23 protein-coding genes are annotated in these 24,375 nt (G+C 41.2%); 5 read left to right on the top strand and 18 right to left on the bottom strand.

Annotation, left to right across the window (positions count from 1 at the left end; all coding sequences use genetic code 11):
- Positions 1-370: 370 nt before the first annotated feature.
- The 7 genes from V7K30_RS17120 to V7K30_RS17090 all read right to left on the bottom strand — a co-directional run bounded on the left by V7K30_RS17120 (position 371) and on the right by V7K30_RS17090 (position 7,085).
- Positions 371-847 (bottom strand): hypothetical protein, encoded by a 477-nt coding sequence (locus V7K30_RS17120; RefSeq protein ID WP_335001183.1) that lies wholly within the window; start codon positions 845-847, stop codon positions 371-373.
- A gap of 545 nt (positions 848-1,392) precedes the next feature.
- Positions 1,393-2,160 carry a phosphatase PAP2 family protein gene (locus V7K30_RS17115; protein WP_335001181.1) on the bottom strand — a complete coding sequence of 256 codons (768 nt, stop codon included), beginning with the start codon at positions 2,158-2,160 and terminating at the stop codon, positions 1,393-1,395.
- Positions 2,161-2,287: 127 nt separating this feature from the next.
- On the bottom strand, positions 2,288-3,529 hold the full coding sequence (locus V7K30_RS17110) for a hypothetical protein (protein WP_335001179.1): 1,242 nt from the start codon (positions 3,527-3,529) through the stop codon (positions 2,288-2,290).
- A gap of 348 nt (positions 3,530-3,877) precedes the next feature.
- The gene (locus tag V7K30_RS17105; protein ID WP_335001178.1) at positions 3,878-4,612 is read right to left on the bottom strand and encodes a redoxin family protein; all 735 of its coding nucleotides are present in this window, start codon (positions 4,610-4,612) and stop codon (positions 3,878-3,880) included.
- Positions 4,613-4,690: 78 nt separating this feature from the next.
- Positions 4,691-5,620: an alpha/beta fold hydrolase gene (locus V7K30_RS17100; RefSeq protein WP_335001177.1), complete on the bottom strand. Its 930-nt coding sequence runs from the start codon at positions 5,618-5,620 to the stop codon at positions 4,691-4,693.
- A gap of 22 nt (positions 5,621-5,642) precedes the next feature.
- The gene (locus V7K30_RS17095; protein WP_335001176.1) at positions 5,643-6,467 is read right to left on the bottom strand and encodes an SDR family oxidoreductase; all 825 of its coding nucleotides are present in this window, start codon (positions 6,465-6,467) and stop codon (positions 5,643-5,645) included.
- Positions 6,468-6,599: 132 nt separating this feature from the next.
- Positions 6,600-7,085, bottom strand: coding sequence for a glutathione peroxidase (locus V7K30_RS17090; protein WP_335001174.1), 486 nt, complete (start codon positions 7,083-7,085; stop codon positions 6,600-6,602).
- A gap of 563 nt (positions 7,086-7,648) precedes the next feature.
- On the opposite strand from V7K30_RS17090, the gene V7K30_RS17085 reads away from it, so the two are divergent.
- Positions 7,649-8,110 (top strand): DUF2141 domain-containing protein, encoded by a 462-nt coding sequence (locus tag V7K30_RS17085; RefSeq protein ID WP_335001172.1) that lies wholly within the window; start codon positions 7,649-7,651, stop codon positions 8,108-8,110.
- Between the two features lie 274 nt (positions 8,111-8,384).
- Here V7K30_RS17085 and V7K30_RS17080 read toward each other — a convergent pair whose 3' ends face one another.
- Entirely contained in the window at positions 8,385-9,545 is a 1,161-nt protein-coding gene (locus tag V7K30_RS17080) for a peptidoglycan-binding protein (RefSeq protein ID WP_335001170.1), read from the bottom strand.
- Positions 9,546-9,752: 207 nt separating this feature from the next.
- Positions 9,753-10,820: a DMT family transporter gene (locus V7K30_RS17075; protein WP_335001168.1), complete on the bottom strand. Its 1,068-nt coding sequence runs from the start codon at positions 10,818-10,820 to the stop codon at positions 9,753-9,755.
- 511 nt (positions 10,821-11,331) lie between these two features.
- Between V7K30_RS17075 and V7K30_RS17070 the strand changes: the two genes are divergently transcribed.
- Positions 11,332-12,102, top strand: coding sequence for a PP2C family serine/threonine-protein phosphatase (locus tag V7K30_RS17070; RefSeq protein WP_335001166.1), 771 nt, complete (start codon positions 11,332-11,334; stop codon positions 12,100-12,102).
- Positions 12,103-12,329: 227 nt separating this feature from the next.
- Here the strand turns inward: V7K30_RS17070 and V7K30_RS17065 are convergent, their stop codons facing one another.
- Both V7K30_RS17065 and V7K30_RS17060 read right to left on the bottom strand, forming a co-directional pair.
- The gene (locus tag V7K30_RS17065; protein WP_335001165.1) at positions 12,330-12,464 is read right to left on the bottom strand and encodes a hypothetical protein; all 135 of its coding nucleotides are present in this window, start codon (positions 12,462-12,464) and stop codon (positions 12,330-12,332) included.
- A 766-nt stretch (positions 12,465-13,230) separates the two neighbouring features.
- Positions 13,231-14,880, bottom strand: a complete 1,650-nt coding sequence (locus V7K30_RS17060; protein ID WP_335001164.1) for a Ppx/GppA phosphatase family protein — start codon at positions 14,878-14,880, stop codon at positions 13,231-13,233.
- A gap of 315 nt (positions 14,881-15,195) precedes the next feature.
- Between V7K30_RS17060 and V7K30_RS17055 the strand changes: the two genes are divergently transcribed.
- A complete protein-coding gene (locus V7K30_RS17055) occupies positions 15,196-16,077 on the top strand; it encodes a 4-hydroxybenzoate solanesyltransferase (RefSeq protein WP_335001163.1) in 882 nt (293 codons plus the stop codon).
- 80 nt (positions 16,078-16,157) lie between these two features.
- Positions 16,158-16,937: a DsbA family protein gene (locus V7K30_RS17050; protein WP_335001161.1), complete on the top strand. Its 780-nt coding sequence runs from the start codon at positions 16,158-16,160 to the stop codon at positions 16,935-16,937.
- A gap of 190 nt (positions 16,938-17,127) precedes the next feature.
- Here the strand turns inward: V7K30_RS17050 and V7K30_RS17045 are convergent, their stop codons facing one another.
- The 6 genes from V7K30_RS17045 to V7K30_RS17020 form a co-directional block, all read right to left on the bottom strand.
- On the bottom strand, positions 17,128-17,403 hold the full coding sequence (locus V7K30_RS17045) for a glutathione S-transferase family protein (protein WP_335001367.1): 276 nt from the start codon (positions 17,401-17,403) through the stop codon (positions 17,128-17,130).
- Between the two features lie 6 nt (positions 17,404-17,409).
- Entirely contained in the window at positions 17,410-17,859 is a 450-nt protein-coding gene (locus V7K30_RS17040; RefSeq protein WP_335001159.1) for an acyl-CoA thioesterase, read from the bottom strand.
- A gap of 91 nt (positions 17,860-17,950) precedes the next feature.
- On the bottom strand, positions 17,951-18,538 hold the full coding sequence (locus V7K30_RS17035; RefSeq protein ID WP_335001157.1) for a TetR/AcrR family transcriptional regulator: 588 nt from the start codon (positions 18,536-18,538) through the stop codon (positions 17,951-17,953).
- Positions 18,539-18,745: 207 nt separating this feature from the next.
- Complete coding sequence (locus V7K30_RS17030) at positions 18,746-19,849, bottom strand: iron-containing alcohol dehydrogenase (RefSeq protein ID WP_335001155.1); 1,104 nt, start codon at positions 19,847-19,849, stop codon at positions 18,746-18,748.
- Between the two features lie 53 nt (positions 19,850-19,902).
- Positions 19,903-21,477, bottom strand: a complete 1,575-nt coding sequence (locus V7K30_RS17025) for a group II intron reverse transcriptase/maturase (protein ID WP_335001153.1) — start codon at positions 21,475-21,477, stop codon at positions 19,903-19,905.
- 1,220 nt (positions 21,478-22,697) lie between these two features.
- Positions 22,698-22,862 carry a hypothetical protein gene (locus V7K30_RS17020; RefSeq protein ID WP_335001151.1) on the bottom strand — a complete coding sequence of 55 codons (165 nt, stop codon included), beginning with the start codon at positions 22,860-22,862 and terminating at the stop codon, positions 22,698-22,700.
- On the opposite strand from V7K30_RS17020, the gene V7K30_RS17015 reads away from it, so the two are divergent.
- Positions 22,857-23,654: a sulfite exporter TauE/SafE family protein gene (locus V7K30_RS17015; protein ID WP_335001149.1), complete on the top strand. Its 798-nt coding sequence runs from the start codon at positions 22,857-22,859 to the stop codon at positions 23,652-23,654. The genes V7K30_RS17020 and V7K30_RS17015 overlap by 6 nt on opposite strands.
- A 43-nt stretch (positions 23,655-23,697) precedes the next feature.
- On the opposite strand, the gene V7K30_RS17010 is transcribed toward V7K30_RS17015, so the two are convergent.
- Positions 23,698-24,360 (bottom strand): cadmium resistance transporter, encoded by a 663-nt coding sequence (locus tag V7K30_RS17010; protein ID WP_335001148.1) that lies wholly within the window; start codon positions 24,358-24,360, stop codon positions 23,698-23,700.
- Between the last annotated feature and the right edge of the window lie 15 nt (positions 24,361-24,375).

Below are 24,375 nucleotides of genomic sequence, written 5' to 3'. Positions count from 1 at the left end.
TAGTAAAGAAGTGATAACGTTTTGGCTTTTTGATGCTGAAAGTTTTACCACTGCATAGTTTCAGCAAAATAGTAAAAAGCAAAATTGAGGTTTAAATCATATAAATTCTTTGTGAAACTGCACAAAATCAGGCTTGGCTAGACAAGGTGGTTAAGCCCTTTGTCTTCTGTGCAACCTCACAGTTAATCGGTAGCAGATGCAACTTAAGAATATCTGATTTCTACCAGAGGTATATGAGTCAGTTCGCTTCTTGCAGAATCTGGGTTTGTCCTTCGGTATCTGAGTAAAATAGAAGGATTTAAATACAATTGAGATAATCAACGCTATTTGTTGCTCAATAAGTTTAAAAATCAGAATATGTCTTTCTAAATCATAGCACATCATGATATCCAGCACCGATACTGTAATAGCCAGACCCTTCTTGGGGTAGGGTGGATAGATGTTGAGGAGCAAATTTTTTATGTTTTTGCATATAGCCGGGGTAGAAATTTGAACTAATAATAGCTACAATAAAAATACTGAGATATCTTAATAGGAAAATGACAGATTTAACGCCAAATAGCACATTTTTAATAGCAGGAATTGTTTTTATAACGATTGCAGTCATCGGGCAATCTAAATTAGGTTTTATTGAAATTAATCCCGGTTGTTTTGGCAGATTTTTGGCTCTATTTATTGGTATTTCGAGCCTATTATATGCTTTGGGATTACTTAACCTTTCAGCCGAAACCCTTGATTTATTAAGAACTTCTCTGACAGAACAAATTAAACAGAGGATAAGTTCAATTAATGACCTTTTACAAGGTTCGTAATTTATTTTTGGTTGTATTTCAATACTTTTACTCAAACCTAACCCCAAGCCCTCTTCCCTATTAGGGAATCTACGGTATACACACAAGTCTTTGATGAGGCAATTTACGAGTCTCATAGCCCCTGAGAAACCTCACCCTGGTTTTGCATAGCAAAACCTGTCCCTCTCCTTACTAAGGAGAGGGATGTCCTTTCTTGACAGGGTGAGGTTTTTCTTTTGTTTTGGGTAATTCGATGACTTCTGTGTACACCGTAGAGTAGGAACTAATTGCGATTGGCAAGCGCATATAAATCCATCCTTAACTTCAATTGCTCACTTTAACGTGCTTCAATGTGATTGCCAAAACACTGAAATTATTTGTGACATTCACTTTTTGTGGTAGTACAGATTTTTCATTGGTTTCGCTACCGCCCCTATTGATGGCTGGAGAAAAGAACGTGATTTTATGTCCATAATCTGTATATGTAAATCTATCTTATTAGTGATGGATACGGCAACAAGCTTTCATATCATTTATTAAAAAAAAAACTCTCCGTGTTTGTGCATCAACCTCATTAATAAGTCTTGAAGCGGACATAATATCACTCTTCAGTTATCAACTTTTTTTCTTCAGGGAGTAAGGTAGTTTCATCCTTAGGATGTTCGCCATCTACAGATTTGGTTATAGTTCTATAGGGTTTGATAATTAGACTGACGCCAATTGTCCAACCTAATGTAACCATCCAACCTGCGAGAATGTCACTGGGAAAATGAACCCCCAGATAGAGACGACACCACGCAATAGCTATTACATATAAGCTGCCGAACATGAGAAGCAACCAGCGCCAGGAGCTATCCCAACTTAAGAATAGCAAAATTGCTACCAGTGTTACACTCGTCATGGCATGAGCGCTGGGAAATGCAAAACTAGACTCAGGCGCAATAGACTGCCACAATTGTGGACGCACTCGATGCATTAATTCCTTTGCTGTGCGGTTGATGATGATACTTCCCACTGAGGCGGTGAGTAAATAAGCTAGCGATCGCCAGCGTTTTTGAAGTAGTAATATGAGTGCGATCGCACCTAAAATCGGTATCGCCGTCCAAGGCAACCCAATTATAGCTAGCGTCACTGCTAAAACATCAAGCTGTGGGTTTGCTGTAGAATGAACCGCTAACAGAATAGGCACATCCCACAGGAAGCCAGCTTGATTCTGCCATATCTTCACTGTCAGGATTTCAAATATCTGCAAAGGTAAATAAACTCCGATCAAGAGGAGTAAGAGCGATCGCCAACGAGCAATCAACAGGTTTTTCAGAAAATCAAGAGGCGACTTACTCTCTTTATGGGCTGTTTTCACTTTTTCCATATCTAAGTTAAAAAGACTGATATAGCGTTTCCTAATCACATGAGGTACATCATAGTCCCCTCTCGAAGAGCGGGGAGGGGTTCTTATACCTCACTCAACCGAGAACCGCTATAAACGACTTCACTGATTACAAATTACTGGAATCTTGAGAAGTTCCACAATGTTTACAGTACGACAAATGTTTATAAGTAAGATTATGACAGTTTTGGCATTCAATATATTGATAATAACCACAGTGCGGACAGTAAGTATCAAGATGTCGAATTTTTTTGGCGCAATTGACGCAGCGTGATTTTTGAACTCTGCTAGCTGCTTGAACTTTAGCATTAAAGACAAATTTTTGAAAAAACTGGATAATTCCAAAACCAATAATTGGAATCAGTAAGATATAAACATAATTGATCAGGAAAAGTAAACCAACAAAAATGACGCTAATGATATCAAATATAAATTTATATATTGCACCTATTTGAAGAAACTCAAATATTTTAATTATGAGTGGAATAAAAAAGATAACTAGCAAATGCCAGCTAATGAGCGAGATCAGTCCATATCCTCTTCCTTGGGCAAATTTGTGAACTGATAAGGCAATAAGAATCAGTGGTAGAAGAAAGAGAGACTGAAAAGCAAGCTGGATACTTGGATACCAAAATGATGCCTTTTGATAGCCTTTGTCAACTTCATGGAATTGATTGTTATCTTTAAGAAAGGCTATAAAACTAATGCTTTCCGGTTTGGTAAGCAGTTCATTTTTAAGAGTAGAAATTTTCTGTTTAAGGGTAGAAATTTGGCGATTATTTTGTTCTAATGTCTGTTTAGCTTTTTCCGCACTGACTTGATTAATTGATTGTTCACGACCCTGACCTGCAATTTTTTCTAAAAGCGTTGAGTCATATTGGGCTTGAATAGTGCGATTCTCTTGTTCAAATGTCCTGATTTTCGCTTGTTCCTGATCAATAGTTTTGATAATTTGCTGCTTTTCAGGATTGTTAATCTTATCTTTGTAATCTGCATATTGCAAGCAACTTTTAGAAACCTTACCTAGATGTCCTACTTCGACTTGTTGATAGTTTCGCTGAAAACTGAGTTGATTGTTTGTGTCCGATGGCAACGAAAGTCTAACAATTTCATAGTCTTTATCGTTAGTGGTTTTTGTCCGGTAATCTTGCCACTCTGAATAACATGGATAAGCCTCAGTTGAACTAATATGCCATCTGCTAATATCATCCAGTCCCGTAAAAACATTAATCAAGATAAAAATATCAATTAAAATAATGACAATCAAACTCACTTTATTTAGTGGTTCGTTGTTGATTGTCCTTGATTTACTAAAAAATTGACTCAAAAGACGGCGGATTCTGGCAAACATATTGTCTTTTAAATAAATGGAAATTCGATCCGAATCAATTTTAGATGATTAGTAATGAGTAACTGCACAAAAATACATTTACTCATTTAAAGATTTGTTAATTGCTGACTTTTAAGAAACAAAATCCCCGACTTCTTTGAGAAGTCGGGGATCTGTGGCTTTCAATTCTCACAAATCAGGCTGTGGTCAAAATACCCAAGACTTACGCCAAAAGGCAGTGAAAGCCCTGATTTCCCGTAGGGGCAATTCATTAATTGCCCCTGAGCGCGTGTAGTTTTGCGTAAGTCCTAATATCATGATTTTCAGCTAAAGTTGACACATTTGACGGCTGTGTACCCCAACTTAAACCTATTTAGCAGCGAAGTAGGCTTCTAGTGCCTCAGAACCACCAATTAATTTACCATCGATAAACACTTGGGGAACTGTTGTCGCACCTGTAACTGCTTTTAACGACCGTGTGGTGATATCCTTACCCAAGGTAATTTCTTCGTAGTTGATGCCATGTTCCTTGAGCATCGCCTTCGCACGGGCACAGAAGGGACAACCGACTTTTGCAAACAGGGAAACTACTTCGGGCTTCTCTGCTTGGGGGTTGATGTATCTGAGCATTGTTTCGGCATCGGACACCTTAAAGGGATCTCCTGGCTCGTCTGGTTCAATAAACATCTCGTTAATTACACCATCTTTCACCAGCATAGAATAGCGCCACGATCGCTTCCCAAACCCCAAGTCTGATTTATCTACCAGCATACCCATGCCATCAGTAAATTCACCATTACCATCGGGAATTAGTGTGATATTTTCTGCCTCTTGATCCTTTGCCCATTCGTTCATCACAAAGGCATCATTCACAGAAAGACAGATAATGTGATCAACACCATTTTCTTTGAAAACCTTAGCCAACTCGTTATAACCAGGGAGATGAGTTGATGAACAAGTCGGTGTATAAGCACCGGGTAAGGAGAAGACAACCACTGTCTTCTCAGCAAACAATTCATCGGTTGTCACATCCACCCAGTCGTTATTCTGACGAGTATGGAAAGTGACATTGGGTACTCTTTGTCCTTGGCGATTGGGGAACATAATTTTGCTTGCCTTTAGTAATCAATTCCAGTCATAACCTATCATGGGAGAACTGGATATAATCTAATTATCAATCAGCTAAGAAACTTCATTAATAAATGGAGCGATCGCTGTGACAAATTCCGCAGTTGATTCATATGGTAAAACATTACGCCCATTTATTTTTATACCTCGACCTTGAGGCAAACAGGACAGGTAGTGAGCCAAGCATTCATCTGGCGTTTCTTTTCTATTGTCTTGACTAATACTCGATGCAGTTTTCCCTATAACCGCCAATGTTGCTTGCTGAATAGAGGCGATAAAATTAGTATAATCCTGTCGCCAAAACCCTGCTAAAAAAGAAAACACCGCATGGCGGCTAGCAGGATTTTCTGCACCTGCAACCAATGTATCCAACCACTCTGCATCCACAGCATTATCAGAAGCAAAGAGTTGACGAGTCGAGAAAGAATGTAAAAATTTTGGGGTGCGTGCATAGCGATAAAAAGCACTCCCAAAAGGCGAATCTAAGATATTCCAAAGAAAATTTTGCTGCCATTCTGGTGATTTCTTTGTCATCAAAGCCCACGCCGGAGGCCCAGAGAGTACAAGTCTGGCAATTAAGTTTGATTCCTTTTGAACTAATGCGATCGCAACTGGTAATAAAGCACCTTGTACTACTACAATGACAGGTTTTTGTACTACTGTTTGTAAAAAGTACTGCAACTGTTCTGCCCAATCACTAGGAGTGTAAGCCACATGGGGCATATCACTTTCGCCACATCCTAGTAAATCAGGGTTGTAAATTGAATTTCGCTGACCTGTATTATACCATTCGCGACAAAATCGCTGCCAAAATTGCCGCGACAACCCGACGCCAATAGGATGAATTAACAGTAAGGGAATACCCTCAGATGTTATATTAATTGGTTGATGAACTTCGTAGGCGCAACGATAATTCTGCCAAGTGTAAAACTGGCTAGGAGATGCTGTCAAATTGGTTGTGTTAGCTACAGCAGATGGTTGCATAATTCCTAGTTTTTAATACTTGCTAAAAAATCATCTGTGGATGAATTAACTGGTATCCAGCCTCTTTAAGCTTTTCATTCGATACCCAAGCATTATATGGGCGAGTCCTCTTAATAGAAGTATCCCATTTAACTTTGGGTAAATTATGTTTTTCAAATAGGCACTCTAGCAAGTCTCGGCTGGTGAGATGTGCATCATCTACTAAATTATAAATCCCTTGCAAACGACGGTGACGGGCAAATTCTATCGCACCAACAATATCATCCAAATGAATCCAATTTGTGATATCCTCGCCATTGCCCGGACGGGTTGCACCAGAATATCTACTAAATATTTTCAACAGTTCCCTGTCAGTCCCATAAATCCCTCCTAAGCGGAAGATACAAACGCGGAGATTTTCGCTAGATGCTGATAGCAGCACATCCTCTGTTTTTCTGAGAATTTGGGCATTTAAATTAGCGGGTGCAAGCGGTGTTTCTTCATCTACCCATACACCATTTCTGTCACCATATACTGCATAACTCCCTGTGTATATTAATTGTTTCACACTCGGAATCTGCTGCAAGGATGAAACTAAAGTTTGGGCAGTTTGTAGATAAGTTTCTTCATAAACTTCCCCACCTTTTGCACCAACACTCAAAACGACAACATCTTGATTGTGCAAAACTGATTTTAGACTATGTGGGTCATTTCCACGGGTAACTAAAACTCTTTGGGATACTGATTGTAGTGCAGGGACACGCTCAGGGGAAGTTGTGGTTACACTGACAATAAAATTCCTCTTTTGCTGCCAATATTGAGCAACTTTATAACCAACATAACCACAACCGATGATTGCAACGTTCATGACAAATTAGACACAAATAAATTAAACTACTCATCAAGACAATATTCTCAATTAATGGACTGGACGTAAATAAATTTAACAGCCCAGAGCTAACAGTCAATAGTACAGAAATTTTTACCTAATGACTATTGACTATTTTGCTAATTCTTTCTCAATTATGGCAATTATCTCTGATGAATTTGGCTGAACACTACTATTAAATCGAGCTACCACTTCACCTTGTTTATTGACTAAAAATTTTTCAAAGTTCCAAGCAACAGTTCCTGTTGGCTCAACGGCTTTGGTAAGTCGCTCATAAAGTGGATGCTGCTGCGAGCCTTTGGCATGAACTTTATCGAATAGTTCAAAAGTAACATCATATTTACTCGTGCAGAATTGCACAATCTCTTCATTGCTTCCTGGTTCCTGCGCTCCAAAATCGTTACAGGGGAACCCCAAAATACGTAACCCTGCTTCCCCATACTTCTGGTTCAACTTTTCTAACCCCTCGTATTGAGAAGTATAACCGCAATAGGAAGCCACATTCACAATTAAGAGTACCTTCCCGGTATACTCGTTTAATTGCTTATCTTCACCGTTGATGGTCTTGACTGCGATGTCCGAAATTGTGTTACTCATCTTGAATCTGATTTATAGGGAATATTGCCAAGTCTCCCATATTACAGGTACTCTAAACCCAGTTTATTTAAGGAAATTAGGTTTGTTAGCCAAGTTTCCCACTACGATTCTATTTAACTCAGGCTATAAGCTTGTATGGGAGTTTCGATAGATGTTTCCTTCACTGATTGGTGCTTAATGGGCAAGGCGATGTCTAACAACAAGCCAGGATGCGGAGCGTTTTTGCTCAACTGGTGCAGCTGTTCAATTAAGATAGCGATCGCCTGTGAGTTTACACTTACAACCAGATTTAACAGAGTGATAACTCTTGTGTAAATAGCTCGACCAATCCACTATCTCAGGATAAATCTTGAAAATATGCGTTGCTTTTGATACATTTTTCTTTCGCAGAGATAAATTATAAATTATGAATACTGACTACTGCGTGTACAGACAAATCTAGAGACGAAATATGGCAGGATACTTGCGAGTATTGACCGAATAATGTCACGATGAATCTGCGTGATCTGAATCAAAGTAAAAACTTAATTTCAGCAAAACTTATTTTACCTTGTGACAATTTTATGGTTAGAGGATTGAGAGTTAGTATGCTGCTATTGGCAGTACTGGGAAATCTGGCATGGCCATTTAGTGCCAAGGCAAATTTTAACGGTAAACTCACTGTGGAAATTGATGGCTTGAAGAATAAACAAGGACAAGTCTGTGCCAGTATATTTGCAAGCAGTGAAGGATTTCCTAGCGATCGCGATCGCATCTTACAAAAGCAGTGTACAAAGATTACTGAAACTCCCTTAACCATTACCTTTGAGAACTTGAAAGCAGGTAGTTATGCCGTTGCTGTCTTTCACGATCAAAATAATGACGGCACTCTCAATAGTAATAGCCTTGGTATACCAATCGAAGGCTTTGGATTTTCCAGCAACCCAGAAATTCGCACAAGAGCGCCCAAATTTAGCGAAGCAGCATTTTTGGTCGCAGGCCCAAATACTAATATCAAAATCCAATTGAAATATTTTTTAGGCTGACAGCAGATTTAAACTTGGTGCAGTAGACAAACTAGAATTCAAAACCACATATAAAACCTGTTTTATTCGTGACTGCGCCAATTTGAGATTTTGAATTTTGGATTTTGGAGAAGACCGCGCCGTAGGATACCCGAAGGGTGTAGGGCGAACGAGTGTCGATACGAGCGTCACCCTTACCCCTACGGGGAAGCAAGCTACGCGCAGCGTCTTCGACAGGAGAAGGGATTGAAGGAAAAATCTAAAATCTAAAATCTAAAATCGAATCACTCCTGCTCTATTCTCGTGAATCGTTGTGTGAATCTTCCGGTAGACTCTGTTGTTCCGCCAAGCCACGCATTCGATTCATCTGAGTTAAAGCATATCGTGCTGTTGCTTGTACTTCGGCATCTGGGTCTTCTAGTGCATGGCGCAACATCTGGCTCATTTGACCCATCATGTCATAAACGCGCGTCAGGTCACGGATCGCATTTTGCCGCACTTGTGGACTTTTATCTTGAATTGAAATTGCTAAAGCCCGGTTCATCGGTTTGAGTGTGCGGATACCAATTTCTGCCAAAGCTGCTAAAATTAAGCTTCTTTCTTGAGAATCGGCATCAATCATCAGGTCAACCATAGGCTGAATTGCCCGCGAATCTCCCTGCTGACCCAAATCCCAAATAGCCTTGCGTCGCTTCGTTGGGTCAGGACTGCGTAAGTCTTGAACTAATTCGTCAACGATATTGAGTTTAGCAAGCCGGGAAGTTTTTTCTGGTAGCAGTAATTGTGTAGCGAGTGGTGGCGTAGCTGTTTGTGGACTAGTTACAGTCTCTGGTGGGGGTGGTATCATCGTTTTTTTGTTAGCCTCACTCAAACTTTTAGTATTTGATATTTGAGACTTTTGCACTTCTTTTGCCTGACGAAACCACCTCAGCAGGTAAACAAGTGCGCCAATACTTCCTAGAACTCCAATGGCAAATATTAACCACCAGACAAAACCTCTCTCAGTTGGCTTGGGTTTTGCAGTTGGCTTGGGTTTTGCAGTTGGCTTGGGTTTTGCAGCAGGAGAGGCAACAATTCGAGAGGTGATAATCTGATTTTTGGCTGCCAAAGCTGCTTGCAGCCTCTCCCTAGTCGTCAGACCAGCAAGACCATCTACTTTTAAACCCTTTATTTTCTGGAATTTAGCTACAGCGATTTCCGTACTGGCGTTGTACTGTCCATCTACCACACCACTGTAGTATCCCAACTGCTTTAATTGGGTTTGTAGTCTCTGCACATCTGATTTTCGACTACCATATCTCAAAACAGCCGGACTAGCAGTGACTCTCGAACTAGCTTGTGCAAGTTCTAAAATTTCAGGTGCTAGGTTAGGTGTGGCTGTACTTGCGCGATTTGGGTAAAAACCCAGGCAAGAAAAACAGGTAAATATCAAGATTGAGGAAGGGCGTAGCCTCATATTGCAAGTTTCAGCCTGAACGTGCTTTTGAAGTCATCGATCCCACAATAACTTCAAGGTGTCTAAATGTTAACTGTTATTTGTTATTTGTCATTGCCCATTGGACAAAACAGTTGCCAGTTCCCAATTCTGAGTAAAGAAGTGAGATTCCCCACGAATTACTCAGCACTACTACTCCTTCATCCCCCTCATCTCCCCTTTAACTAGTTAGGGCAAAATTTCTGGTTCAGATTCTCTGACTGCTAGGGTTATGGGCTTCAATTTTTTAGCCGATGCTTCTAAAACTGGTCGCGGTATATTAGCTATTTCGCCGACAGTAACTGTGTCGTTTTGCCCTGCTAAAGTATCACGTTGGTTAATCAGATAGATGCTGATTAAAGTGAGGAAAACACCTACCCACTGCAACGGACTGAGGACTTCTGAGAGGAAGAGATTGCCGAATAATAAGGCAAAGACGGGTGTGAGGAAGGTGAGGGAACTAAGACTGGTGAGACTGCCACTAGAAGCAAAGTAGAAGAATAACCCGTAGGCGATCGCACTGCCAAATACGGTAGCATAACCCAAAGCCACTAAATCAGATCCTCCCAGATTCTCCCACTGCTGGGATTCGACAACTGATGAAATTCCCCATAGTGGCAATCCACCCAAAATCATGTGCCATCCCGTGGCAGTTACTGGGTCAGCATGTCGGCACACAAACCGAATCAACACTGTTCCCACTGCCATTGATAAGGCTGCTAACAGCATTAACCACTCACCACTAGCAAACAAATCTTGCCAGTTGCCAATTGTGATGTTTGCGCCTGAGTCGATAAAATGTAAAATCAACTCATCAGGTAAGCCAATTAAACTAATACCTGTGACTCCCAAGCCTAGCCCCAACCATCCCCAAAAACCAATGTGTTCTTGAAATAGCCACAACGATAGCAAGGCCACAGCTAAAGGTTGCGAGTCAATCATCACAGACCCCAACCCCGCACTGGTTCTGACTAATCCCTCTGCCAAAAAGCCTTGAAACAGCGTCCCATCTATCAGGGCAAATAAGGCAATCCACAGCCATGCAGCCCAACCCTTGGGCTGGGGTTTACCCATGAATGTTGCTGCAATCAAAATTAACATCCCCGCTGGTATCAGACGCACTCCCGCCATGAATAGCGGTGTGGTATGGGGTATCACTCCTTTCATGGCTACCATTGCCGTCCCCCATAGAAAAAAGGGGGCAATTAATAGCAGAGGGGCAAAGGAAAGTCGAGATGCACTGAGTTTCAATTGCATGGGTTTGCTGATGCCTTTGTTTAACAAGCGCAAAAATTGCTTTACCCAATTTTACCGAATTATGTAGTTTTGCGATCGCGTAGCGTCTTGGAGAGAAGGAATTAATACTCAGGTGTAGCTAAGGTTACAGGAGGCTGAAGATTGTAATGAAACGGATAGCTTTAAAAAGCTTAATCAGATAACAAGCAAAAACGCTTTAAATCAGGCAGAGAAGCAGTAGCTTTTATATGTATAAATACTACTGCAAAAGTAATTTTTTTAAGTTAAAAATGTAAGTAATTTATCTCTCAAACCAGTTGACTCTATTTAGGAGCATCGGATGTCTGTAGGATTGCCTGAATTCGTTGAAAATCCAGAAAATCGTTGCCCTGTAATTCTCTTACTCTAGATTTTCGTGAATTGTTTGTCTGGCTTTCTACTTCGATGAAACGGGTTTGTAGTGGCAAAGTAGGGCCGGCTGTAGCTTTACCGGCTGTGGGATGGGGTCAAATTACCAGTTAGAGGAAATTTTGTGAATTGGAAAGCTGTTGCGAGTTCCGCTATCGGAACAAGTCATCAAAACCAGGGGATACTTTGTCAAGATTATGGGGGTTATCGCATCTTTGATGATGTGATTGTAGGCGCGGTTGCTGATGGTGCTGGTAGTGCTAAATATTCTGATGTTGGTTCTAAGTTGGCGGTGGAAACGGTACTCAAATGCTTTTCTGAAATTAATGAATATCCTCAGAAGCGAGATTCTCAACCACTGTCCAAAGAAGAAGCTCAGAAACTGTTTGCTGAGATCGTGAATCAAGTTATTACAGAATTACATAATAAAGCAGACAATGAAGATTATTCTGTCAATGATTTAGCTTGTACTCTTTTGGTTTTCGTGGCAACTTCTGACTGGGTTGCAGCTATGCAAATCGGGGATGGATTTATTGTGCTGCGTTCCCAAGACTCAGAATATCAACTGTTGTTTCAGCCAGATAAAGGTGAGTTCATCAATGAAACAACTTTTATCACCTCAACAAATGCAGTAAAAGATATGCAGGTAGAGGTTATTTCCGAAAAACAAGAGTTTATTTGTGTTTCCACTGATGGACTGGAAAAAGTAGCAATTCGCTTGAGCGACTGGAAACCTTTCTCACCTTTCTTTAAACCTTTGGAGGAACACTTGCGTAAACCTGTTAATTCAGAGGATGAAAATAAATATCTGACGGAATTCCTCAACTCTGAGCGGCTAAATTCTCGCACTGACGATGATAAAACTTTACTTTTGTGCTTGTTTGATAGAGAGTAAAATTCAATGACATTTCTCACCTGCGCGCATACGGGAAAATCAATTACTCTGGTGGGTGAACTGATAGCTCATAGTGGTGAAGGTAAAGTTTGGTGAACTAATCACAATGGTTACTTAGCAAAAACTTACCACTCGCAAACTCTCAGCCAAAGAACACTGGGAAGCTAATAATATTACTCTGAAGTTTTTCACTATAAACAAATAAGTTGAATTATCCTTGGGACAAATTAAGATATAGTCCAATCTTCTAAACGCAAATTAGGCACTTTTTCAAAATCCTTGCGGTTGCGAGTAACCAAAATCCCATTCACTGATACCATTTCACGAAAACCTTGATACACATAAATTTCACGTAAGGGCATGGCATTGCCATGCCCTTACCAACGTATTTGTATCATTATTAAAGTGAAATGGTATGACAGCGTAATTGCCGCAATGCGTAAATCTTGTATACCAATGCGGATTCTTTGACGAATTAAGTCTTCGTAATAATTGATATAGCGGTTCTCAGTTGAATTAGTTTCTCTAGTGCTTGTTCTTTAGTCGCACCACAGCTTTTAACATCTGGTTAGCCTATCAATGTCGCACTAACCCTGCCATCTTGTTCATTTTCAATAAGTATATCGTAAGTCAACTTAGGTGCAATTTTAGTCAGGGAAGTTGTCACAGATAAATTCATCAGATTTTTTCCCTCCAGCCTTGATATCGAGCATAGCTCTCAAAGCTGAGGAATTCTCACAATTAAGAAATGTAAGCTATGTGCTGAAGCCTGACTATTCTCCAGTGCAGAAAACTGAGCAATTTAGCCTGCTTGATTGAAATTTTATAAAAGGATACCTAAGTTTTCCCAGCTTAGATATCCAATAGCAACATAACCTACATTAAATAGACTATTAACTATACTTATAATTCTAATTCTAATTTTTGTTTTTAAACTACTTCTCTGGATAGTTTTTCAATTCATCCTTAAGTATGATGAAAAAGTACATGAGACATGAGGATTAAACTGAAATTTTGAAAGCAGATGCGTAAATTACAGATAATTTGTAGTGACGCATATATGTGCGCTTATGCTTGATTCATCAGGTGCGTTACACTACGTTACATTGCGTTAACGCACCCTATTTTCTAAGACAAATTAGCAACGCTAGACTTTTCTAAACTCGCTACTAATTTAACTCCAAATTCTTCTTCAAACACTCCTTTTTTATAATCTAAACTCCAGAGTTCTAAAGCACAATCATCATCAGATTGAGATGGAAAAATCAGCAGATTTACCTGCCGAAATTGTGGATAATACTCACATTGAACTTGAGCGATCGCACCAATTTGTCGTCTATCCAATGCCACTGCCAATCTTAAAATTGCACTCAATTGGCTGACCATTTGGCGCTGGTGTTTAGTCAGCAAACTCTGATAAATTTCATGTTTTTTCTTGGGCGGCGATTTGCGATGATAACGCGCTAAATTGGCAATGATTTCAATCTCGGTTTCTGTATAACCGAGTAATTCACCATTGCGAATTAGATAGTAAGAGTGCTTGTGGTGAGAGGAATGGCTGACATAATGACCGCAATTGTGTAATATTGCAGCTACCCACAGCAGTTGTCGCTCATCAGATCCCCAGTGGTGTAACGTACCTTGAGTTTGGTCAAATAAACTCTGGGCAAATGCTGCCACGCGATCGCTATATTCTAAGTTGACGTGGTACTTATTAGCGAGTTTTAGAACATTGCGTTCCCGAACTGAACTTTGGTAACGCAGCTTATCTTCAATTAAACCGTGGGTTAGCATCCAGTCTACAATTACACCTTCCCTCAGAGAACGCTCACAGACTGTGACCGATTCACTACCCAAAAGGGTCATTACTTCCTGTAATATCACTGCGCCAGCGAGTATAACTTCAGGGCGCTTATCTGGCATACCGGGAATCGCAGCCTTTTCTAAGTTACTTAGTTTCCGCAAGCGATTTACCAAGTCTCGCAAATCTTTAAGACTGAACTGGTAGCCATTGAGAGTGGAAGGAATAACACCCGACTTTTCTCGTGCATGAATCATCGCCAGGGTTTCAATTGTGCCAGCCGTACCTACCAAACGGGGAGATTCCCCAAGCTGGAAATTTGCTAGTACCTCATCCACGGAACGTTCTAACATCCCGCGTGCATAGGCTTGCAGCTGCTGAAACTCCGTGTTGCTGATGGGGTCAGTGGTGATTAACTCGCTAGTGAGTCGGACTGCACCGACTTTAGTACTGGTGAGAGTCCGTGCTTGGTGACTATCGCCCAAAACTAACTCTGTGGAACCACCGCCAATATCAACAATCATGTGGGGCTGGTTGTGAAATTCCATCCCCGACAGCACGCCAAGGTAGATTCGTCGCGCTTCTTCTTGACCAGAAATCAAGTCAACGCTTAAACCCAACTCCGCTTCTATTGTGTGCAAAAAATCTTTCCCATTGGGGGCTTCCCGCACGGCACTAGTTGCTACAGCAATGATTGTTTCAGCATTGATAGTTTTGGCAACTTCTTGGAAGCGTCCTAAAGCAGCGATCGCCTTTTTAATTATCTCCGGTTTGAGTTCCCCAGTACTAAGATTGCGATCGCCAAGTCTTACAGTTTCTTTTTCTCTGGCGATAATGCTGAAAGCTGGTAGTGTGGGGTCAATCTTAACTACTACCATGTGTAGAGAATTTGTTCCCAGGTCAATGGCAGCAATAATCCGATGTTGCTTAGTTGGTTGAGTTGGAACACTCTCCCAGCTAGAAACTAAATTCAGCATCTAGTTTTCTCTCTTTATAAGAAATGATGGCAAACGGTGATATGTCGGGGTAGCTGGCACTGATATTGATTGCAACACACTTGCTCAAGCTGAGTCCTCAGCACTGAGTAAATTAAAAAATACTCAGCACTATTCATCTTTGGTCGAGGGGAATTGAGCTAAGTATATTCACCCGACTGTTTCTAACCGTAGTGACTATTTAAGGATATTTAAAGTTGCCACTTTTAGGTTATGTTTTTACAAATAACAAATAACGTTATTCTATAGATGTAAAGATGTGTGAATTGATCTATCTAAAGTTATTTGTTGATTTCTATGTTAAGGACGCCAGAACGCCCCCAGCAACCAGTTTGGCTTGTAATTATCCGGCTTTTGCGATGGCATAAACCAGAAGGGCGGTTAATTTTAATGATTCCTGCCCTGTGGGCTGTGTTTTTGGCAGCTTCTGGGAAACCACCTTTACCTCTGGTTGGTGTGATTGTATTGGGTACTCTGGCCACGAGTGCGGCTGGGTGTGTTGTCAATGATTTGTGGGATCGGGATATTGATCCACAAGTGGAGAGAACCCGCGATCGCCCCCTCGCTTCTCGCGCCTTGTCTGTGAAGGTTGGGATTGTAGTCGCGATCGTCTCGCTAGCATGTGCAGCAGTCCTGGCCTTTTATCTTAACCCCCTGAGTTTCTGGTTATGTGTGGCAGCAGTGCCTGTAATTCTGCTTTATCCAGGTGCAAAGCGAGTGTTTCCTGTACCGCAACTGGTGCTTTCCATCGCTTGGGGTTTTGGGGTATTGATTAGCTGGAGTGCAGTCACACAAACCATCTCCCAACCAACTTGGTTACTTTGGGGCGCGACTGTACTTTGGACATTGGGATTTGATACAGTTTACGCCATGAGCGACAAGGAAGACGATCGCCGTATTGGTGTTAATTCTAGCGCTCTATTTTTTGGGAATTATGCCTCTGTAGCTATTGGAATTTTCTTTGCTGGCACAATCTTGTTATTGGCTTGGTTAGGTGTACTGATACATCTGCACTTCGCCTTCTGGATTAGCCTTGCAATTGCTACTATCGGATGGGTTTGGCAGTCTCTGCGATTAAGACTGCGAGACTTACCTAATCCTGTTTATGGTAAGATGTTCCGGCAAAACGTGTGGATTGGTTTTATTTTACTTGTTGGGATGATTGCTGGATCTTTTTAATAAGTAAAAAGAAAATTCCCATAACTTAAATTATGGGATTTTAAATTGGAGTGAACTCCTAAGTCAGATAAAAAATATTTATGAGTTTTTGTATGGGTATATTCTTTGATTGGTTTAGTCCCTTATTTCAGTATGTGCGTACTTGGACAGCAATAGGTCTGCTATTTTTGGTTGTTACCTGGTCAATTCCTGCACAAGCTGCTAGCCGCATTGATCCGCAGTTGGAACAGCAAGTTTTACAAATTATCCGCGAACACCCAGAGGTAATTATTGAATCTGTTCAAACCTATCAGCAGCAACAACAACAGAAAGTCAAGCAAGCACAGCAAACATTTTTACAGGATTTAAAGACGAATCCTGAAACAGTGATTGGTGAGTCTCCCACCATAGGTTCAACTAAATCAAAAACTGTGCTAATAGAATTTTCAGATTTTCAATGCCCCTATTGTGCTGAGGCGCATAAAACCTTAAAAGAATTGTTAGCAAAGTATCCAGATAAAGTAAGATTAGTTTACAAGAATTTCCCCCTGACTTCAATTCATGCTGAAGCATTAACAGCTGCGACAGCGGCTTGGGCGGCACATCAGCAAGGTAAATTTTGGGAATATCATGATGCGCTATTTACTAATCAAAAGCAACTAGGTGAGGCGTTATATTTAGATATTGCTAAGAAACTGAGTCTGGATTTGAGTAAATTTAAACGCGACCTGACTCTTGCCACTCCCGCAATTAAGAAAGATATCCAGCTAGCTGAGAAATTGGGTGTTCCTGGCACACCTTTCTTTGTAATTAATAGTCCAACTTTTTCAGGAGTGGTGCAGCTAGAAAATATCGAAAGTATATTGACTGGTGCTAAGTAAATTGTTGTAATGAGTAACTTATGAGGAGTGATCAGAAGAAATTTTCCTCACTCCTCATGTTATTAAAGATATGACAACTTCAGTGGTGATACCAATTTGGGATATTTCTATAGAGTGTACTTGATTGGTTAGCGATCGCAATTACTTCTTGATATCCCGCCTCAATACGCAACAACTCGCTAATCACTGGCTATTTTTTCTTATTGGCTTGATACCTACGCAACCTCACTAAAGCTCTAACTCGTCCTTTAAATGCTTCAAATTCTTCGCTGCTAATTTTAGTTTTCTGCCATGCTGGACGTTGCATTAAGCGCTCAGACCATTCATTTAGCCTGGGGTAATCACGGAGATTAACACCTAAATTAGGTAATGAAAGTACACCTATTCCTGCAACAATATCTGCTAAAGTTAACTGGTGACTACCAAAAAAAATGCGATCGCCAAGCACTTGTGTAAAAAATTTCAGCTTTTATCAAATTAAAATGTCCTGAGTCACTTGCTGACACTGGAAATATTTATTTTGCAATTCTTCTGGAATTCTCATGGGACGGCCATTGTGTAAACTAATAAAAGCACCTTTTTGTGTAGCTACTGCTGCTAACTCATTATTAGATAAAATTTCCGCTTGCACAGTCCACTTTAACCGTCCTAAATTACTCAGCCATAAATGTCCAACTACTTGATCAATAATCTTTATCGGACGTTTATATTCAATTTCAGTTCCAGCTAGAACAGGTGCATATCCTTGCTCAATTTGTTGATTTAGTTGCCAATGTTCATCTAAAAACTTTAAACGTAAATCCTCTAGCCATCTGATATACACAATATTACTCACGATTCCCATAAAATCAATGTCGTATGTTCTTACAGGAATTGCCAATACTACTTCTAATGTTCTGTGCAAGTTATTATTTACCACCATTATTTTCTCCAGCTTTTGAGACTGATCGGTCTGTAAAATAGCAAAAAAATTTTCCTCTTTTAAGCATGGGAAATTATTTTGTGCGATAAATTTAAAGGTGAGTTTCCAAATATTGATTCAAGTGATTAATTACCCTGTGCATGTGAATTGAATCTCCATAAAGCTTGCTCATCATTATCGCTCCTTCTAATGTTGCAATTATGATGGTAGCGATTTCCTCAGCACTCACTTCCGGGCGAATTTCACCCTTTTCAATTCCCGTTTCAATAATTCGACGAATCATATGCAGCCAATAGTTCATCGCCTGTTGAGCGCGTTCCCGCAACGCCGGATGAGCATCATCACTCTCCACAGCAGTATTCAGCAGTGGACACCCTCCTTTGATAGGTGGATTTTCTGCGAAGCTACTAAATACGCCAATGATTGCTTGCAGGCGTTCTACTGCGTGGCGTTTGCTTCGTAATACAAATCTAGTATGCTGTTTGATGCGTGCGATCGCAAAGTCAAAAGCCTGTAGCGCGAGATCGTCTTTGCTTTGGAAGTGATTGTAGATTCCTCCTTTCTGCAATCCAGTAACACGCATGATGTCTGACATCGATGACCCTGCATACCCCTGTTGGTTAAACAGTTCGGCTGCTTGGTGGAGAATTCTGCTTTTTGTTTCTTCGCCTTTGGACATTACAGCGATTTATTAGATGAATGGATACGCGATAGAGAGTAGGGAGTGGTGTAGTTTATTGAATTGAAAATTGCTGTAAATAAAATATTACCGACCGAATGGTCTGATTAAAAATACCATAATACATGCTAGCAAGTCAAGTTTTTTTAGCGCTCAGTAATGAACTAGGCATTGGGAAAACTCTTCCCAATGCCCAGTCCCCAGTCCTTATGCTGAGAGAGTTAAAATCTGCTCGACTACTTGAGAATTAACATCTTTGTGTTCACCCAAAGCTACAGTACCGCGTTTTTCAAAACGCTCAATAATTACAGGAATGGTATCAAGTCCAACACCGTAATCAGACAAGCGCGTGCTTACACCAACCGACTCAAAGAAATTGCGAGTTTTAGCGATCGCTTCAGTAACCCGCGCTTCCTCACTACCATCGACAATCCCCCAAACTCGCTGGCCATACTGTAAGAGTTTTTGCCATTTGCGATCGCGTTTAATTGTCAAGGTGCTGGGTAGCACAATAGCTAAAGTTTGAGCATGATCCAAACCATGCAGTGCTGTCAATTCATGCCCAATCATGTGAGTTGCCCAATCTTCGGGTACTCCTGCACCAATCAACCCATTGAGTGCCAATGTCGCAGACCACATCACATTAGCCCGTGCATCGTAGTCTTGGGGATTAGCCAGGGTTTTTGGCCCCTCCTCAATCAGCGTTTTCAAGATTGATTCAGCCATCCTGTCTTGTAGTGGCGCATTGACTGGATAAGTCAAATACTGTTCCATCACATGGGTGTAAGCATCGACAATTCCATTACTAATTTGCCGCACAGGTAAGGAAAAAGTCGTTTCCGGATCGAGAACAGAAAAACGGGGAAATACCAAAGGACTGCTGAAAGGTAGTTTTTCTTGGGTTTCCCACTTAGTAACAACCGAGTTAGTATTCATTTCCGAGCCGGTTGCGGGTAAAGTCAAAACTGTACCGAAGGGCACAGCAGCCTTTACAGGTGCGTTCTTTGCGAGGATGTCCCAAGGATCGCCCACAAAGGGAACCGCAGCTGCAATAAACTTAGTGCCATCAAGAACTGAACCACCACCCACCGCAAGTAGAAAGTCTATGCCCTCATTCCGCACTATTTCAACCGCTTTCAATAGGGTTTCTAGGTGAGGATTGGGTTCGATTCCACCAAACTCAACTACATTCCGTCCAGCCAATGCAGACTTCACCTGGTCATAGACGCCGTTAGTTTTGATGCTGCCCCCACCGTAAATAATCAGGATTTTGGCATCGGTTGAGTCGATGGGGGATATTATTCCCCGCACCTCTCAGTTAAATCTGGGCGTGCGGCTTTCACCGCACCCAGCTTCCGATGTTCTTAGCTTGCGCTTTTGCTCATGTGTTTGTAATCGTGGCAACTCTCATGAATTGCTTCCAGATTATTTTTCTTCCAGTTGGCGTGATTTCCGTCGATATGGTGCAAGTGAATGCGTTCCTCATCGATGAATTTTAAGCCGCAGGAAGCACATCTATGGTTTTGCTCCTTGAGAGCAATAGAGGTTTCGCCGAAATAGAGTTTACTGTTACGTTTGCTCCAGTAGGCTGTATCTCCGTCGTAAGGTGATTTAGTTCCCTTGACAGAAATGTGTTTGTTTTCGGAGTAAGGAACCTTTGGGAATGCCTTTTTTATTAGCTCCTGGCATGAGTGACGGTTTTGCTTGGTTTCCTTGTTGAATACCTGAAAAGCTCTATGATTGATGTGCCATAAGGAAAACTTTGACCCATCCATCTTGCAGAACTTGTGGTAGTTTCTCCATCCTCTAACTACCGGGGCTAATTTCTCAGCCTTTGTAGTAGCACCATAATTCGAGTTGTTGACGATGTGTTTTACTTTCTTACGAAACGCTTTAAAGTTGTCCACTGAGGGACTACATCTGAACTTTCCGTTTTTCTGGACTTTAAAGTGCCAGCCGAGGAAATCAAACCCATCTGTCGCGGCGGTAACTTTGGTTTTCTTTTGGCTTACATTCATTCCGCGTTTGCGGAGGAACTCGCTGATTCTTTCAAGTATCTCTGTCGCATCATCTTCGGGTCGGAGTATAATAACCATGTCATCCGCGTATCGGACTGATGGTTCGATGATCGAACTGGCTGAGGTTTTAGTGGTGATTCTATACCCTCTATTTTCGTGGTATCTGTGTATACTCTCAATCCCGTTAAGTGCGATGTTGGCTAGTAATGGGCTGACCACTCCCCCTTGAGGTGTTCCCTGTTCGGGGAATTCTGGGTTAACTCCTGACTTGAGGCATCGGAGGATACCGAGTTTTAAGCCTTTGGGTGCTATGAGTTCGTCCATTATTGCTGAGTGGTTAATCCGGTCGAAGCATTTTTCAATATCGAGTTCAATTACTCGTTTTTCTATTCCATTGGCTTTGGAGCGAAGGTTGTTAAAGATGTACATTTGTGCATCATGGGCAGAGCGCCCAGTTCTGAACCCGTAGTTCCGGGCATGGAAAGTGGCTTCGTGTGCTGATTCTAGTGCATATTTTGCTAGGCATTGCCAAGCTCTATCTGCGATGGTTGGTATTTTAAGCATTCTGGTTGTCCCGTCCTTTTTGGGGATGGGGATTTCCCGTAGTCCTTGATGCTTCCAATTTCCACTATTCATTTTCAGTAGTTCTTCAAGGCTGAAGCGTTCTTCAAATGAGAGGGATTTCTTCCCATCAATACCAGCCGTCTTTTTACCAGCATTTAGCTGAGATACTTGTCTTATTGCAAGAAATCGAGCCGAGGTGGATTTTAGAATAAGCTTTTGGAGTAACCGAGCTTTCCGCTTGTCTCCAACTTGAACAGCTTTATACACGCGCTTTTGAAGGCGGAAAAGATTTCGGCGGAATTTCTTCCACGGTAGAGCTTTCCAAGATTCACTAGTATTTTTACTGTGTCTAATCATTTTCTCTTCTAGAGTTTGTGTATTCTGAACACCTCAGACCAATTACGGTCTGTCCTACCCGACTTGTGAGAATTCCGCTTCTCGTCTAGCCTACTTGGGGAACGAAAGCCCCAGGACTCACAAAATCGTTTTTATTCGTTCCCTCGGAGAGATTGATTGTTCCGTTAGATGTAGCCAGTTCGACTGTTGGATTCCCTGGACTCTTACCGATACTCCTGCTATGGTTCGGCGGGAATGTTCTCCAATGAAGTCAGGGGTTTTGCGTTGCGCCCTGCCCGAAATTAAGTCGTTTTTCTAGGCTCTGTTTCATCATAGGAACTCCCTGTTAGCGCCAGTGTCAACCCGCAACGGTCGTCTGGTTGCGCCCTGTTCCCAGCTAGCTTCACTCTACAAGAACCGAGCTTGTTCGGTGTGGGCAGATAAGGAGTCAATTCTGAGTCTGAATGGTAGGGCTTTTCACCTACATCTGACCGAGAGTTCAGCCTTTTGAGACAGTAATCTGCTGTCGGGCTGGCTTAGTTATGTACGGGCTGAGTACCGTGATTCACTAAGCAACGAATCGCACAGCAGGAATTTCACTAGCAATATTGGCGATTTGACCTTTGCCAAACAGGATTTTGACTGGATTGTAAAAAACAAAGTTTTCCATGAATGATTAGACTAGGGAATCGCATTTGACTTTGAGTATTGTAATCACTTTCATGGCGTTGCCCAATTGCAGTATGAATCCAGATGTAGAGACACGATATATCTTTTCTACAAGGTTTTGAATTATCCCTACGGTTATTAACTTGTAGGTAATTTTTTTAGCAACCAGTCCTAAGAAGTTTAACTGGCTACGGTGTATTATCCAGCTAATCTAGCGATATACAACGCGAATACGCTGGACGTTTACTCATGCTTACAAGTAAAATACGGTAAGTGCATCGCCTTACGGGCTTTTACATGTAAAACCGCATAAAAACCAGTTAGAAGTTGAGTTTAGCAGAGCAACTGACCCATAAACAGTTATCAAAGTCTGTTTCAGCTAAATGCCAGTTGCCATGCTGACAAAAACTTCCAGACAGGTTTTAAGTTGTCCAGGAATCCTTTGCCCTAACTTTTAGCTGGATAACCTTTGTGTCACTCATGCCTTGAGAAACACAATAACTTGCCATCACTAGCTCTGTCTACCACTGGGCTATAGTTTGGCACAATTGCTGCTTTCTAGCAGTGAAGCTTTAGCTGACTTTCAGTTCTAGCTGCTCGTAGTTAAAGTGAACAGTTATCAAAGCTTCGTTTGGGGATTTAAACCCTAACCGACGCTGCTCACTTATAAAAGTGGGAGACTCAACAGGACTTTGATAACTGATAACTGATTGTTGAAACCCCCGAAGAGTATGCATTATTTATTACTACCGTTCTTAAGCTTTTTTGTTGGCATCATCGTTGGTTTGACGGGAATTGGCGGAGCCTCTCTCATCACCCCAATGTTGATTTTTGTTTTTCAGGTTCCGCCTTCCATCGCTGTAAGTTCTGATGTTATGGCTGCCACATTGATGAAGATTGTTGGTAGCGTCAAGCATTGGGAACAGAAAACCCTTGACACAGAAGTTGTCAAATGGCTGGCATTCGGGAGTGTTCCAGGTTCACTGTTTGGGGTGGGGATTTTGCACTTCCTTAAACGTACAGGTGAGTATAACCTGGATAATATCTTGCTCCGTTTGCTTGGCGGAATGATTTTGCTAGTCACAGTGTTAGCACTAGTGCAATTGTTGTTATTGACTTTTTTGCCCAAATTTAATTTACCCGAACTGCCAAAGTTAGATTTAGAAACTAACTTTGGTCGCTTCCTAACAATCACTTTGGGAGGAGTTTTAGGCTGTTTAGTTGGTCTAACTAGCGTCTCATCTGGTTCAATGTTTGCTCTAGTGCTGATTGGGTTTTTCCGCCTTGATGCACGGAAGTTAGTAGGTACAGATATTTCACACGCAGCAATTTTACTGCTGTTTACAGCCCTCGGTCATCTCAGCCTGGGAACGGTTGATTGGAGTTTGGTATTGCCTATATGGCTAGGCTCTGTACCAGGGGTGTTACTAGGTGCTAAAATCTGCCAAGTCGCTCCGCAACGCCCACTACGGTTTATCATTTATGCCATCTTGATGATGGTAAGTTGGAAATTAGTTCATCAGGTATGACAAATTTTAGATTTTAGATCCCAAATCCAGCATCCAACATTGATTAACTTCTCACCCAAGGTAGTAGAGTAAATGTACCTCGTTCATACATAATGAACAGACCCAAGCCAATCAATACAAAAGGTACAACAGCTTGACCGTAGCGACTTAAAATATAAGCAATGGTAGGTTGACGGCTTAAAAAATAAGCGATCGCACACCAAATCCCTACCATGATAAAAAATATACTTATAATTATTCCCAAGCTGGTAAGATTATGACCAGCGAATAAAGGGATATATATACTAATATTGTCACCACCATTAGCGATCGTTATTGCTGCCACTTTATAGGTTTGGGGATGCAAAACACTCAAAATAAAAGACAATACGGGGTTAGTAGATGTGGATTGCCTAAAATCACTGCTAACTGTCTGAACTGTTATTGTTTCTTCTTTTCTAGATACTAATTGCTGAAGACCAATTGCTATTGGTAGCAGTCCTAGCAATCCTATCCATTCTCGCTGTACGACCAAGCCACCAAAAAATCCTGGTAAGCTAGCGATGATAATGGCTGTAAAACCCAGATATTGACCGAGTACGATCTGCCGCCGTCGAAAATTAACATCTACCTGTGAAAAAAATATTAACAAGATAATGATGTCATCTATGTTAGTGGCTATGAAGGCAATTATCCCTTCACTAAAGGTTGTACCTAGCTTACTCATACTGGATTTTTAGAA

Source organism: Nostoc sp., assembly GCF_036917655.1.
GTDB lineage: Bacteria > Cyanobacteriota > Cyanobacteriia > Cyanobacteriales > Nostocaceae > Nostoc.
The sequence above is the reverse complement of the archived record's forward strand: the minus strand, read 5'-3'. Positions and strand labels throughout refer to the sequence as shown.

Coding starts and splice junctions, on each gene's coding strand:
- V7K30_RS17115 (WP_335001181.1), bottom strand. CDS start 2,160: ATGGAAAAAGTGAAAACAGCCCATAAAGAGAGTAAGTCGCCTCTTGAT.
- V7K30_RS17110 (WP_335001179.1), bottom strand. CDS start 3,529: ATGTTTGCCAGAATCCGCCGTCTTTTGAGTCAATTTTTTAGTAAATCA.
- V7K30_RS17105 (WP_335001178.1), bottom strand. CDS start 4,612: ATGTTCCCCAATCGCCAAGGACAAAGAGTACCCAATGTCACTTTCCAT.
- V7K30_RS17100 (WP_335001177.1), bottom strand. CDS start 5,620: ATGCAACCATCTGCTGTAGCTAACACAACCAATTTGACAGCATCTCCT.
- V7K30_RS17095 (WP_335001176.1), bottom strand. CDS start 6,467: ATGAACGTTGCAATCATCGGTTGTGGTTATGTTGGTTATAAAGTTGCT.
- V7K30_RS17090 (WP_335001174.1), bottom strand. CDS start 7,085: ATGAGTAACACAATTTCGGACATCGCAGTCAAGACCATCAACGGTGAA.
- V7K30_RS17085 (WP_335001172.1), top strand. CDS start 7,649: ATGGTTAGAGGATTGAGAGTTAGTATGCTGCTATTGGCAGTACTGGGA.
- V7K30_RS17080 (WP_335001170.1), bottom strand. CDS start 9,545: ATGAGGCTACGCCCTTCCTCAATCTTGATATTTACCTGTTTTTCTTGC.
- V7K30_RS17075 (WP_335001168.1), bottom strand. CDS start 10,820: ATGCAATTGAAACTCAGTGCATCTCGACTTTCCTTTGCCCCTCTGCTA.
- V7K30_RS17065 (WP_335001165.1), bottom strand. CDS start 12,464: ATGCCCTTACGTGAAATTTATGTGTATCAAGGTTTTCGTGAAATGGTA.
- V7K30_RS17060 (WP_335001164.1), bottom strand. CDS start 14,880: ATGCTGAATTTAGTTTCTAGCTGGGAGAGTGTTCCAACTCAACCAACT.
- V7K30_RS17055 (WP_335001163.1), top strand. CDS start 15,196: ATGTTAAGGACGCCAGAACGCCCCCAGCAACCAGTTTGGCTTGTAATT.
- V7K30_RS17050 (WP_335001161.1), top strand. CDS start 16,158: ATGAGTTTTTGTATGGGTATATTCTTTGATTGGTTTAGTCCCTTATTT.
- V7K30_RS17040 (WP_335001159.1), bottom strand. CDS start 17,859: ATGGTGGTAAATAATAACTTGCACAGAACATTAGAAGTAGTATTGGCA.
- V7K30_RS17035 (WP_335001157.1), bottom strand. CDS start 18,538: ATGTCCAAAGGCGAAGAAACAAAAAGCAGAATTCTCCACCAAGCAGCC.
- V7K30_RS17025 (WP_335001153.1), bottom strand. CDS start 21,477: ATGATTAGACACAGTAAAAATACTAGTGAATCTTGGAAAGCTCTACCG.
- V7K30_RS17015 (WP_335001149.1), top strand. CDS start 22,857: ATGCATTATTTATTACTACCGTTCTTAAGCTTTTTTGTTGGCATCATC.
- V7K30_RS17020 (WP_335001151.1), bottom strand. CDS start 22,862: ATGCATACTCTTCGGGGGTTTCAACAATCAGTTATCAGTTATCAAAGT.
- V7K30_RS17010 (WP_335001148.1), bottom strand. CDS start 24,360: ATGAGTAAGCTAGGTACAACCTTTAGTGAAGGGATAATTGCCTTCATA.